Annotated in this window: 10 protein-coding genes, 16 tRNA genes and 2 rRNA genes; 2 read left to right on the top strand and 26 right to left on the bottom strand. The window is 46.0% G+C overall.

What is annotated here, in order from left to right; all coding sequences use genetic code 11:
- The first annotated feature begins 68 nt into the window (after positions 1–68).
- Positions 69–1,943, top strand: a complete 1,875-nt coding sequence (locus ACSVDE_RS00140; RefSeq protein WP_439298939.1) for a transglycosylase domain-containing protein — start codon at positions 69–71, stop codon at positions 1,941–1,943.
- Positions 1,944–1,963: 20 nt separating this feature from the next.
- Here ACSVDE_RS00140 and ACSVDE_RS00135 read toward each other — a convergent pair whose 3' ends face one another.
- The 6 genes from ACSVDE_RS00135 to ACSVDE_RS00110 form a co-directional block, all read right to left on the bottom strand.
- On the bottom strand, positions 1,964–2,530 hold the full coding sequence (locus ACSVDE_RS00135; RefSeq protein WP_439298938.1) for a DUF5366 family protein: 567 nt from the start codon (positions 2,528–2,530) through the stop codon (positions 1,964–1,966).
- A gap of 341 nt (positions 2,531–2,871) precedes the next feature.
- Complete coding sequence (gene trmL, locus ACSVDE_RS00130; RefSeq protein ID WP_439298937.1) at positions 2,872–3,342, bottom strand: tRNA (uridine(34)/cytosine(34)/5-carboxymethylaminomethyluridine(34)-2'-O)-methyltransferase TrmL; 471 nt, start codon at positions 3,340–3,342, stop codon at positions 2,872–2,874.
- 209 nt (positions 3,343–3,551) lie between these two features.
- A complete protein-coding gene (locus ACSVDE_RS00125; protein ID WP_439298936.1) occupies positions 3,552–4,442 on the bottom strand; it encodes an amidase domain-containing protein in 891 nt (296 codons plus the stop codon).
- A 241-nt stretch (positions 4,443–4,683) separates the two neighbouring features.
- Positions 4,684–5,217, bottom strand: coding sequence for a methylated-DNA--[protein]-cysteine S-methyltransferase (locus ACSVDE_RS00120; RefSeq protein WP_439298935.1), 534 nt, complete (start codon positions 5,215–5,217; stop codon positions 4,684–4,686).
- A 57-nt stretch (positions 5,218–5,274) separates the two neighbouring features.
- Positions 5,275–6,420 (bottom strand): tRNA epoxyqueuosine(34) reductase QueG, encoded by a 1,146-nt coding sequence (queG, locus tag ACSVDE_RS00115; RefSeq protein WP_439298934.1) that lies wholly within the window; start codon positions 6,418–6,420, stop codon positions 5,275–5,277.
- A 51-nt stretch (positions 6,421–6,471) separates the two neighbouring features.
- A complete protein-coding gene (locus tag ACSVDE_RS00110; protein ID WP_439298933.1) occupies positions 6,472–8,178 on the bottom strand; it encodes an ABC-ATPase domain-containing protein in 1,707 nt (568 codons plus the stop codon).
- A gap of 79 nt (positions 8,179–8,257) precedes the next feature.
- Between ACSVDE_RS00110 and ACSVDE_RS00105 the strand changes: the two genes are divergently transcribed.
- Positions 8,258–8,923, top strand: a complete 666-nt coding sequence (locus ACSVDE_RS00105) for a B3/B4 domain-containing protein (RefSeq protein WP_439298932.1) — start codon at positions 8,258–8,260, stop codon at positions 8,921–8,923.
- 128 nt (positions 8,924–9,051) lie between these two features.
- Here the strand turns inward: ACSVDE_RS00105 and ACSVDE_RS00100 are convergent, their stop codons facing one another.
- From ACSVDE_RS00100 to ACSVDE_RS00005, 20 genes are all read right to left on the bottom strand, one after another.
- The gene (locus tag ACSVDE_RS00100) at positions 9,052–9,225 is read right to left on the bottom strand and encodes a YqaE/Pmp3 family membrane protein (protein ID WP_226548549.1); all 174 of its coding nucleotides are present in this window, start codon (positions 9,223–9,225) and stop codon (positions 9,052–9,054) included.
- A 71-nt stretch (positions 9,226–9,296) separates the two neighbouring features.
- Positions 9,297–10,019, bottom strand: a complete 723-nt coding sequence (locus ACSVDE_RS00095) for a DUF421 domain-containing protein (RefSeq protein ID WP_439298931.1) — start codon at positions 10,017–10,019, stop codon at positions 9,297–9,299.
- Between the two features lie 156 nt (positions 10,020–10,175).
- A tRNA-Leu gene (locus ACSVDE_RS00090) sits at positions 10,176–10,260 on the bottom strand.
- A 33-nt stretch (positions 10,261–10,293) separates the two neighbouring features.
- Positions 10,294–10,382: transfer RNA gene (locus tag ACSVDE_RS00085), tRNA-Leu, on the bottom strand.
- Between the two features lie 10 nt (positions 10,383–10,392).
- Positions 10,393–10,467 (bottom strand) — tRNA-Cys (locus ACSVDE_RS00080).
- 66 nt (positions 10,468–10,533) lie between these two features.
- Positions 10,534–10,608, bottom strand: a tRNA-Gly gene (locus tag ACSVDE_RS00075).
- 6 nt (positions 10,609–10,614) lie between these two features.
- Positions 10,615–10,689: transfer RNA gene (locus ACSVDE_RS00070), tRNA-Gln, on the bottom strand.
- 6 nt (positions 10,690–10,695) lie between these two features.
- Positions 10,696–10,771 (bottom strand) — tRNA-His (locus tag ACSVDE_RS00065).
- 23 nt (positions 10,772–10,794) lie between these two features.
- Positions 10,795–10,868, bottom strand: a tRNA-Trp gene (locus ACSVDE_RS00060).
- Between the two features lie 3 nt (positions 10,869–10,871).
- Positions 10,872–10,956, bottom strand: a tRNA-Tyr gene (locus tag ACSVDE_RS00055).
- A gap of 89 nt (positions 10,957–11,045) precedes the next feature.
- Positions 11,046–11,121: transfer RNA gene (locus ACSVDE_RS00050), tRNA-Thr, on the bottom strand.
- A gap of 7 nt (positions 11,122–11,128) precedes the next feature.
- Positions 11,129–11,204 (bottom strand) — tRNA-Phe (locus ACSVDE_RS00045).
- Between the two features lie 4 nt (positions 11,205–11,208).
- A tRNA-Asp gene (locus tag ACSVDE_RS00040) sits at positions 11,209–11,284 on the bottom strand.
- A 163-nt stretch (positions 11,285–11,447) separates the two neighbouring features.
- Positions 11,448–11,524 (bottom strand) — tRNA-Met (locus ACSVDE_RS00035).
- A gap of 15 nt (positions 11,525–11,539) precedes the next feature.
- Positions 11,540–11,615: transfer RNA gene (locus ACSVDE_RS00030), tRNA-Val, on the bottom strand.
- An 8-nt stretch (positions 11,616–11,623) separates the two neighbouring features.
- Positions 11,624–11,698, bottom strand: a tRNA-Glu gene (locus ACSVDE_RS00025).
- 31 nt (positions 11,699–11,729) lie between these two features.
- A tRNA-Ser gene (locus ACSVDE_RS00020) sits at positions 11,730–11,822 on the bottom strand.
- A 1-nt stretch (position 11,823) separates the two neighbouring features.
- Positions 11,824–11,898: transfer RNA gene (locus ACSVDE_RS00015), tRNA-Asn, on the bottom strand.
- A 13-nt stretch (positions 11,899–11,911) separates the two neighbouring features.
- A 5S ribosomal RNA gene (gene rrf / locus ACSVDE_RS00010) occupies positions 11,912–12,027 on the bottom strand.
- 62 nt (positions 12,028–12,089) lie between these two features.
- A 23S ribosomal RNA gene (locus tag ACSVDE_RS00005) occupies positions 12,090–12,209 on the bottom strand; the annotation flags it as partial.

Here is a 12,209-nt window from a genome sequence, read left to right as displayed (position 1 = left end):
TTTTGAACCAGATGGTTTCCAGACATGGTAAACTATAGAAAGACACTCTACTTAAGGACAGGATGTACGTGAGACTTTTCGCAGGATATATCATAACAGCAAGCCTTTTGATGGTGATGTACGCCTTCTCAGATGATGTTTGGGCCGACCTCCAGCAAGTTGAATCACCGACCGATATGATTGAAAATCAGGTCCCGATTGAAACGATCGACCTGACCGAAAGTTCGACCGTCCATGCGCAAGATGGTACGAAAATCGCCACCTTACACGGAACCGAACATCGAAATTACATACCTTTTGAACAACTGCCGATCTCGGTCATTCATGCGTTCGTTGCGGCTGAAGACAATCATTTTTTCGAGCACACCGGAATCGACGGGTCCGCCATCATCCGGGCGATGATTGTGAATGCCCGCTCCCAAACGCCTCAGCAAGGCGGAAGCACGATCACCCAGCAGCTTGCAAGGAACTTATTTTTATCACACGCCAAAACATATAAACGAAAGCTGAATGAAGCCTTCTTCTCTTATCAACTGGAAAATCAGCTGTCAAAAGAGGAAATTTTCGAGCTGTACAGTAACGCCATCTACTTCGGAAACGGCGTGTACGGTATCGAAACCGCCAGCCAGTATTATTTCGGTAAAACCGTACGGGAGTTGTCCCTCGGAGAGATCGCTCTGCTCTGCGGTATTCCGAACAGCCCGAATCACTATGATCCGACGCGGCACCTGGAACCAGCCATGAGCCGTCAGCACTACGTCCTTCAGAAAATGAAGGAAAACCAATTCATCACAGAGGAAGAATGGCAACAAGCGAAAAAGGAAAAAATCACCCTTCAGGTGACAAAGTCTGAGTATCTATACCCAGATTACACGTCCTATGTCCTTCATGAGTTGAAGCAACTCATCCGACACTCTGAGGGTTTTGAGGAAAAATGGCAGCAAGCTAACTTAGACGAGGAAAAGGAGAAAATCGACCGTGAACTTGATCAGTTCGTGTATGATCTCGTGTACAAGCAAGGCGTCAAAATCGAAACGCACCTGAACACGACGCTACAGAAGGAGGCACAAAAGGGGCTGAAGACATTGCCAGCACAAGTGGAAGGCGCTTTCGTCATCCTTGATCATCAGACCCGACAAGTTGCCGCCATGGTGGGCGGAAAAAACATGAAAGCGAATGAATTCAACCGAGCCTATCAAGCCTATCGACAGCCTGGCTCAACGATCAAACCATTGCTCGCTTTTGCCCCCTTTTTGGATGTAACTTCGACACCACTGAATGTACCGATCAACGCCTCGCCCATTTGTAAAGGAGACTACTGTCCTCAAAACTACGGAAACGCAGTTTACGGAAAAGTTTCCATCCGAGAGGCAATCGGAAAATCGATCAACACAGCAGCGGTACGACTGACGGACAGAATCGGTGTGAAGAAAGCATTCAACTACCTGGAGCCTTTTGATTTTCAGGAGGTCTATGAAACCGATCAGAAATTGTCTTCAGTACTCGGTGGTTTTACAAAGGGGGTGAGCCCGCTCGAGATGACGAATGCCTATACGACGTTCAGCAACGGAGGCAACTACCAGCCTTCCCGAGCCATCAAGCGTGTATTGAAGCCAAATGGAGAGTTGCTCTATACATGGGGTGACAAACCGAAGGAAGTGTGGTCCAAAAACACGAACGACAAGATGCGTACGCTATTGAATCATGTGATGACGAGCGGGACTGGAAGACAAGCGTCTATTCCTGCTCCTTATATCGGTGGCAAAACAGGAACGACGAACAACACCAAAGATCTCTGGTTCATCGGAATGACTGACCGTTATACAGCAGGCATCTGGGTCGGAAAAGACAAACCCGCTCCGATCCCTTACGTGCAAAGCCAGGCTCAACACATGAAAGTCTGGAAGCAGATCATGAGAACGACACTACGTCAAAAGGGATGACATCACTGTCATCCCTTTTTTTATCCAGGTAAGATACTAGACATGAACGCTTTATAAACTTGTAGGACCGCATATAAGACGCCTAATGTAAAACAAGCCCAAAACAGCATGTGCATGAAGATCAATCCGAACATCCCTGCCGTCGTCAGAGCAGAGCCCGCCTTATAAACAAAGTAAAAGAAGTAGATGAAAGCTGTCAGCACGAATAGTATCGGTAAGAGAATGGTTGATTTGACCAGTAGAATCGAACAAAGACTGCCGACGAGAAAGATGGAACTGCCTCCTCTGATCTGATTCAACGTCGCCCCTTCCCCTTCTTTTGAAAAGAAAAATAGGGATAACTCAATCAACGTGTCTGAGATCAACTTCAAGGCGGCGAACAACATGAAAAAGAGCAACGTACAGATGAACCAGAGCGCTAATTCGATTTGAACGTTGGAGAACAGCTCTGTCATCCCGCGATAAATCCCTAACCGCTTCAATTGTCCGATGAGATACGCTTCCGTATAATAACCGAAAGACGAACTGAATAAAATGATGGCAAACAACGGGAAATACCCCGTCAAATATGTGTTTTTCCCCAGCATGTAAAACTCCCAGTATGTATTTTATCTAATGTAATCGGTTCCTAGATTGCCATTTGGAAACAAGAAACCATATGATCCCTTTTCATTATTACATTTTTGTCACAGTTTTTCATATACAATTCTGTGTGATTTGCTATAATGGTATGTATGAATGGATATACTATGCTCTAAAGGAGGATGTTATATGAGCTTTGTCCTCATTTTAGGTGTTATTCTTGCCTTTTTAGTAGCTATTTTCACTGCTGGATATAATGATCGTCCAGGTACAAGAAAATAACTGTGGTCTACATACCACAAGAAAACGACTGAAATCCGCAAAGGATTCAGTCGTTTTTTTGTGCCTATTTTAAATGCAGATAGTCCAGCTGTCTCAAAGCCTCGTACACGAGAATCGCAGCTGTGTTGGATAGGTTCAAAGACCGCACATTGTTTGTCATCGGGATACGCAGGCAACGATCTGCATACGCCTCCTTGACTTCGTCCGGAAGACCAGTGGTTTCCTTACCGAAGACGAAGTAGTAATCTTCTTCAGGATTGCTGTAATCAAAGGATGTATGCGGCTTCTTGCCAAACTTGGTCAATAAGAAATACTCGCCTTCCGTCTGTTCGAAAAACTCATCGATCGAGTCATAATAAGTAATGTTCACATGCTCCCAATAATCCAGCCCCGCTCTCTTCAACATCTTGTCATCCGTGGAAAAACCAAGCGGACGAATCAAGTGCAAATGCGTATCGGTCGCTGCACAAGTACGAGCGATATTCCCTGTATTCGCAGGAATTTCAGGCTGATACAAAACGATATGGACTGCCAACTTCATTCACCTCTTTTAAAAACTAAAACCTCATCCATTATAGCATGTCCAAATTGACTTCGCAGTTTCAATAGCAGTACTCATAGCAGTGCCATGCACCGAAATGAACCCGTTGTCTCCCAACGGTTCAAGATCGGTGCCTGGCACCATCTGAACGTCCTTCTCCCCCAACGACTCTTTGAGCGTACCTGGTATGACACAGTTGTTTTTTACCCGTCTACGATGTGAAAGAATTTATATTTGATCTTCGGTGTATAGGCTGTCGAGTCGGTGTAATCCCAATAACGCATGCGGCTGTTATGGGTGTGCGCATTAACGAGTGGCATCCCCATTTCATCCTTCGCAACGACGATCGTATTATGCTGCCAGCGCCCGTCACCATCAAAGTCATAGCAGATGACATCTCCCGGAATAAGCTGTTCCGCTGATCGTACCTCTTGCCCTCTCAAGCCTTGCTTGGACCCGCTCAAATACCATCGTAACGTGTTGGCGACAGCCCAGCTAAAGCTCCAGTTATTACTACGATACCACCAGCCCTTGGACCGGTTCGGGTACCCTCGCATCGGCGCACCACCCGCATGCAAGCACTGAGAAATGAAATTAGTACAATCATTTTCAAATAGCTTGTAAGCCGTATTGTGAGAGTTCCACCACCTCTCCGCATATCTTACTGCTTCCAACCGGTTGTAGCGGTATCGGGGCATCGGAACGATTTCCTCATCCCGCTCGATTGTCGGTAGGTCAGACCGTTCCATACCTTCTTCAATGAGCGATTCATCACGGATGATTTCATCGTCTTTGATCGTCGCTTTTCTTTTTTCCAGACACTCTTCTATATAGAATTTCACGGTTTGCTTAATCAAATAGGAACGCAGAACTAAATAGACGACCTCTTCCCTGTCCCCTTGCTGTGTGCGCTCGATGATCTTCGCTTTAACTTGAGCGTTGACGATGACCGCATTCCGCTCTTTCATGCTTTTCGCCCTTCGAACCAACGCCTCTCCTTCAAGCGTACTGATCCGCTCATCCTTCATGTAGTCCATCGTATAGGAGGCATTATGTTCTTCAATATAGTTCTGCAATGTCGTCAGCCAATCCATCCCCCAACCCCCTCAGTCATTCTCCATTCATGTCTATGGTTGATAAGTGGAAAAAAGAACCCTGTTGTACAGGGTTCTACCGAATTGAGCGGATTAGGTTGTCTTTCTATCCTCAATAATGCTGAAAACTTAAAATGAAGGACAGAAAGAGGTCCTTTCTATGCGTGATATCGCTCAAAAACCAAAATGACGGTACGAAACCAAAAAAGGACCGACCACGCAGGTCAGCCCTCTAAATCAACTAAGAACAAATTCGAGACGGTTGCTGTTCTAAGTTTAACAAGATTTCTTTCTTATCGAGTCCGCCGCCGTACCCGACTAATGATCCGTTGCTTCCAATGACACGATGGCATGGAATGACGATCGGGAGCGGATTCTTGTTATTCGCGTTTCCGATCGCTCTTACCGCTTTCGGTGAGCCGATCATCGTCGCGACATCTTTATAGGAATAGGTTTCACCATATGGTATTTCCCTCAAACCTTCCCACACTTGCTTTTGGAATTCAGATCCATGCAAATCAATCGGAAGATCGAACGACTTGCGCTGCTGAGCGAAATACTCATTGATTTGGGTGATGAAAGACTGAAATGAACTTAAATCATACGTCAGCTCTGCTTTCAGTGCTTGTTTCTTCAACCAAGCATTGATAAGAGGAAGATTTTCCTCTGCCGTCCCAAAATCAATACGGCATAAACCTTTTTCAGTTTTGAGTAACGTAAGGGGACCGACTGGACTGTCCATCTCCCCATATTGCACATATAGTGTCGTCTCCATCTTATCCCTTCTTTAACCCTTTTGCATTATCATACTTAACGTTTTTAGATAAAACCATTACGATTTTACGTGATTATCAAGCATATTCAGGCCTCTATCGATTTCACCTATGACATCTGCGTCTTTTTCTCTCTCTTTCGCCTGTTTAAGCGCTTTTTCAGCTTGACTTCCCTGGATTTTACCTAGTGCCCAGGCTGCCGTCCCACGGATGACTGGACGAGGATCTTCCATCAAGACATGCGTCAATTCCGGCAATGCCGTTTCATCTTTAAAATTGCCCAATGCAATGATTGCATTTCGCTGAATCGGCTTCTTTCCTCTCCATGAACCAGAGACTGGACCGAACTGTTCCTTGAACTCACGATTACTGATCGTCAATAAAGGCTTCAACTTCGGCTTCGCGATTTCAGGATCGGGCTCCATTTCAGGATGATGATGAAAGTCCTTCCCCTTATTTTCAGGGCAGACTTGCTGGCATGTATCGCAGCCGTATAAACGGTTGCCAAGCTTCTCTCGATAACGTTCAGGTAAGAACCCTTTCGTCTGAGTCAAAAACGCAATGCATTTATTGGAGTCCAATTGCCCGCCTGTCACGAGCGCACCTGTCGGACATGCATCCACACATTTGTTGCACGTGCCGCATTGGTCCGTCATTGGCGTATCGGGCGGAAACGGTATCGTGGTGATCAATTCTCCAAGATACACGTAGGAGCCAAACTCAGGTGTAATGGTTGCGCAGTTTTTACCGCTCCAACCAATTCCAGCGCGTTCAGCTACCGCACGGTCGGACAGTTCTCCTGTATCGACCATCGAAACGACCTTCGCATCTGGATCGAGTTCAGCGATGTATTGTTCGAGCTTCTTCATCCGATCTCGCAATACATCATGGTAATCTTTCCCCCAGGAGGCACGGCAGAAGATTCCTCGACGGTCTTCCTTCGTACTTCTTGGTGCGTCCTTCATTTTGGAAGGATAGGCAAGCGCGATAGAGATGATGGAACGCGCTTTAGGTAAAAGCCGCTCCGGTTCCGTCCGCTTTTCAATATCCGACTCCTCAAAACCGGATTGATAGCCGAGGTCTTGCTGCGTCTTCAACCGTTCTTTCAGCTCCACGAACGGATCCGCAGTCGTAAACCCAATTTTATCAATGCCGATTGATTTACTATATGCAACGACTTTTTCTTTTAACTGGGCACCTGTCATCGTTTGACCCCCTTTCTTTAAAAAAGTATTTATTGAACTGGTTTTAAACCGCTATTGTTCAACCTTCAGCGTACGTAAACGGTTCAATGCTGAAGCTAATTCTAACATACGGGGCCGCGCCAAGTCACCAGGGTGCTGGTTAGGAAATTCTGTAAATGATGCTAGTCCGCTTTCATCGAGCTGCCTTTCCACTCGCTCCAGCATATCGGAAACGGTCAGACTACCTAGCCATTTCTTTTTCTCGATAAAATGTAGGATTTCAGCGATCGCTCTCGTCTGACTTGCATCTGTCAGCTGTTCTACATAGTCGATCTTAATATCCGTAGTTCCATACTGGATCGTATGAAGACCTCTCGCTGCAACCTTGGACCGCTTCCCTTTCTGACTATCTAGACTGGATGCTTGAGGCTTCCTCGACTGGATCTCACCGAACCGCTCTCCGCCTTCTCTTTTACGATTCGAGACGGACGTCCTCGCAATTTCCTTCGCTTCATTCGTCACATCGAACGGGCGGTATTGATCCATAAGAATGACCGTATCTGCCACATCGAAATAATCTCCCGAACCACCCATCACAAGCAAAGTGGACACATCATGCTCTTCATATAACTGCCTCACTTTATCAATGAAAGGGGTGATTGGTTCTTTCTCCTTCGATACGAGGTGCTGCATCCTTTCATCACGGATCATGAAGTTGGTCGCGCTCGTATCTTCATCAATTAACAGGGCACGAGCATCTGCTTCGAGCGATTCAACGATGGTTGCCGCCTGGGATGTACTCCCACTCGCATCTTCGGATGTAAAATGGGTCGTCGTTTTACCGAATGGAAGGTTCTGAATGAACGGTGAAATATCGACATTCGTAATCTTTCGGCCGTCTTCTGCACGCACTTTCATCGCCTTCGTATCCGTCAGTACGAACTCGCGCCCATCCCCACTGATATGGTCATAAACGCCACGTTCAATCGCTTCTAACATCGTACTCTTTCCGTGGTAGCCGCCACCGACAATCAATGTGATGCCGTTCTGGATGCCCATCCCTTGAACCGGCTCCTTCCGATGGGGAACTGGAATCGATACTGTCATAGACTCAGGAGCTTCAAACGCCACCACTTCATTCGTTCGGAGCGGACGATCACTAATTCTACTCTCTCGCGGTAAAACCGATCCGTTCGCGATGAACGCAACGAGATTGTTCCCAGCCATGAACTCACGGATGGCATCCTGCTGATCACATAACTCAACAGCATCGACGACTGTTTCTTCTTTTAATGAAAAAATCGAGTCTTTCAAAATTTGAGGAAGAAGAGTCACCAGCATTTTTTCTGCCTGTTTACCCAGTACCTTCCGACCTCTTGCCGGAAGTCCAACAGATAGACAGACGATGACAGAACGGTCTGTCAGCTGGACAGCTGTCCGATCCAGCAATTCTTGAGCGGGACGATCAATCACGATGACGCCACTCTTACCAGATCCGCCGGCCCGATCATCCATCTGACGAATCGCTTTTGCTACACTTCTCGCGATCGTATCTTCCACTCTGATTTTACGTGAAGTCGTCGATTCCCAATCTTCTTGTAAAATCGTCCGCTCTTTCGGAATCTCTAAACGGATCTTAGATGGCGCTGCGAATGGATCACCTTGGACATGATCGATATGAAGAGTGAAACCATCAAAACGATACTTTCCCCGGATGTCTTTATACGCTTTATAACCTTTCCCATCAATTCTTTTCAGAATGGATTGCAATTTGTCCATGATTGTAAGCACTCCTTTTTCAGTTGCAAAATCTATTATGGTACACTTAGTGAAAATACATAATCAGTGAGGTGACATAATGAATTTCACCATTTCAAATCAGCTCAAACAAGCAGTACCAAACTTCAAAGTCGGTATCATCCAATATCATGGTATCACGGTTGCTGAGCCTCCTAAAATGTTAGCTGGCCGCTTGCAGCTTTTCCAGGAATCATTAATGCTCGATGCTGAAGATCAGCCCGTTTCAGAAATCGGTCCGATTCAAGAGTGGCGTCAAATTTTCAAAGCGTTAGGCACGGATCCTTCCAGATACCGCCCATCATCAGAAGCGCTGCTCCGCCGCGTTTATAAAGGCTCACAGCTTGGCTCAGTCCACTCTGCAGTCGATACGAACAATTTCTTTTCCTTACAATATCAAATCCCACTCGGAATTTATGACGCTACCAACATTAAAGGTGATGTCATGGTGGACATAGGCGCAAATGAAGACGCTTATGAGGGCATCAATGGACGGGTGATGGATATGAGTAACAAGATCATCACACGAGATGATGAAGGGGCATTCGGAAGCCCGATCGTCGATTCGAAACGCACAATGGTCACAGAAGATACGACAGATGCCCTGCATGTCGTCTATTTCCAACCTTCACTGTCAGATGAACATGCCAATGATATGCTGCAAGCTATAGAGAAAATGTTCATCCAAGTCCACGGAGGAACAGCCAAGTCCTATATATTCAAGTAGGCCTTGCAAAAATAAAAACGCAACACCCCGTTACCTGTGAACGAAGCACTGCGTTAAACAAGTTTCTATCATTATAAGTCAGAACTGAATGATTTATGTACAAAACCTCCAAGTGGAGGTTTTTTCATTTACGCCATGCTTCCTTTACCAACGGAACGCTTTTGATGGATGACGAAAAACGCGTGGATCACACCCGGTAACCAACCAATCAAAGTCAAAACCAAGTTAATCAATGTTTGTGTTTTACTTCCGGAAAGAAGTACAGCAAGAGGCGGAAGTAAAAGTGCTAATATATACATCATGTCTGAGCTTCCTCCTTTATTTCGTGTAGTATAGTCATACCCCGGTAAAATTAAGCTTAAACGTTCGATGATCAATGGTAGATAGGAGGAGCACTTTTTGCGTCCAATGATTTCTCAGACACATGTAAATTCTTCTTTTCATCAATAGAGGCAAAGAAAACATCCTCATAGTCAGTAATCCCTAGATGACCCAGTTTTGTTTTCAACCATTTTTCATTGACTTGAACGACATTCAGAACCTCACGATACAGCGTACCTTCAACAATCAAAGGATACGCTAGATCGACATGTGGCTTATAAATCTGTAAATCCTCTACGGTTACCGGGGATTTTTCCGGCTTTTTCAACACGGTCAATTGCCCATTCGCTTCTATGATCCCAAGTTTTACACTCGTAATGTCAAAAATGTCTTTCTCCCTTAACATGAGAAGAACATTATCAATCGAGTATTGCATGTTTTTGAGATTTTCAATGATAAATGAACCGTCCTGGATCACCACCGTCGGTTCAAAAGTAACCAGCTTTCCAAACTTCCGATTCATGATCTTCAATTTTGCAACGAGTTTTTGAAGGATTCCAATCAGAATAATAGCGACAATGGTATGAATATGTACGACATCCGGTTCCGCAATATCCGCACCGACTACAGACCCTAATGTAAGTAAAATCAATAAATCGAATACAGGAAGTTCTCCAATGGACCTCTTTCCCATAAACAAGGTCACGACTAAAAGTAAAGGAAGAATGGTTACGACCCTTCCGAATAAGATGAGTAATTCTTTTGCCATCTCCACTATGAATCCCTCCGAACAAGCAAAATCAAAAACCACATATTCCTATGGTCTACAATTCGAAAAGATGTATGTAAAAAAACACACTGTGTGCTTTATGAGACAACAAAAAAAGCCAATACTTTGAGTTAATCAAAGCATTGACTTTAGATTATGTAATGGTACCGGTGGTCGGGGTCGAACCGACACTCCGTGAGGAACACGATTTTGAGTCGTGCGCGTCTGCCAATTCCGCCACACCGGCATGTGTCAATAAAAGAAAGATATTAAATTCATATGGTGCCGAGGGCCGGACTTGAACCGGCACGGTAGTCACCTACCGCAGGATTTTAAGTCCTGTGTGTCTGCCAATTCCACCACCCCGGCTGGGTAGTTATGGAGGCGGCACCCGGATTCGAACCGGGGGATAAGGGTTTTGCAGACCCGTGCCTTACCACTTGGCTATGCCGCCGTACTCTATCTTATGTTTTATATAAAAAATCGAGTACCACTTTCGGCAGTTCATTTAAGAATTTAATGGAGCGGAAGACGGGATTCGAACCCGCGACCCCCACCTTGGCAAGGTGGTGTTCTACCACTGAACTACTTCCGCGAAATTTGGCTGGGCTAGCTGGATTCGAACCAACGCATGACGGAGTCAAAGTCCGTTGCCTTACCGCTTGGCTATAGCCCAACGTAATGGGGCGACTGATGGGAATCGAACCCACGAATGCCGGAACCACAATCCGGTGCGTTAACCACTTCGCCACAATCGCCATTATTATTTTAGTTGTAAAATTGGCAGGGGTAGTAGGAATCGAACCCACACTGGAGGTTTTGGAGACCTCTGTTCTACCGTTAAACTATACCCCTAAATGGTGGAGGGGGACGGATTCGAACCGCCGAACCCTGAGGGAGCGGATTTACAGTCCGCCGCGTTTAGCCACTTCGCTACCCCTCCAAAGAGACAATTAATATTGTAGTACAGATTTCACTCTGTTTCAAGTGTAAAATCAGGAATCATAACCAATCTATTCCTGAAAGAGAAAATGGTGCTGGCCAGAGGACTTGAACCCCCAACCTACTGATTACAAGTCAGTTGCTCTACCAATTGAGCTAGGCCAGCAAACCAATGGTGGCTCGAGACGGAATCGAACCGCCGACACGAGGATTTTCAGTCCTCTGCTCTACCGACTGAGCTATCGAGCCAAGATGGCGGACCCGACCGGATTCGAACCGGCGATCTCCTGCGTGACAGGCAGGCATGTTAACCCCTACACCACGGGTCCATCTTGTAAGAATTTAATTTGGTTGCACCCTTACGGGTACCACGATCTAAAACTAACTATGAAGTAAAATCGACGTAGTAAGTTTTAATTTGGTTGCACCCTTACGGGTACTTCAGATATTCATTGAAAGAATGTCGATTCGACGTTGTTCAATGAATTATTTTGGTTGCGGGGATAGGATTTGAACCTACGACCTTCGGGTTATGAGCCCGACGAGCTACCAGACTGCTCCACCCCGCGACGATATGAATTAAATGGTGGAGGATGACGGGATCGAACCGCCGACCCCCTGCTTGTAAGGCAGGTGCTCTCCCAGCTGAGCTAATCCTCCAATATGAATGGTGACCCCTACGGGATTCGAACCCGTGTTACCGCCGTGAAAGGGCGGTGTCTTAACCACTTGACCAAGGGGCCGATATATAGTTATGTAGTATGAATTTCTTAATGGCGGAGAGCGAGGGATTCGAACCCTCGGTACGGGTTAAAACCGTACACACGATTTCCAATCGTGCTCCTTCGACCTCTCGGACAGCTCTCCGTGGCTCCGCAGGCAGGACTCGAACCTGCGACCGATCGGTTAACAGCCGATAGCTCTACCACTGAGCTACTGCGGATCGATATAGTATAGCCCGGCGACGTTCTACTCTCACAGGGGGAAGCCCCCAATTACCATTGACGCTGAAGAGCTTAACTTCCGTGTTCGGCATGGGAACGGGTGTGACCTCTTCGCTATCGTCACCAGACTATGAAGTTGAAGGAACCATTCCTTCAAAACTAGATAACGGTTCTTGAAAACGTAAGTATTGTGGTTAAGTCCTCGATCGATTAGTATCTGTCAGCTTCACGTGTCACCACGCTTCCACACCAGACCTATCAACCTCATCATCTCTGAGGGATCTTACTCGCTTGACGCGATGGGAAATCT

Source organism: Pseudalkalibacillus sp. Hm43, from assembly GCF_051842935.1.
Classification (GTDB): Bacteria; Bacillota; Bacilli; order Bacillales; family Fictibacillaceae; genus Pseudalkalibacillus.
Note: the sequence above shows the minus strand (reverse complement) of the source record. Positions and strands in the feature narration are given on the sequence as shown.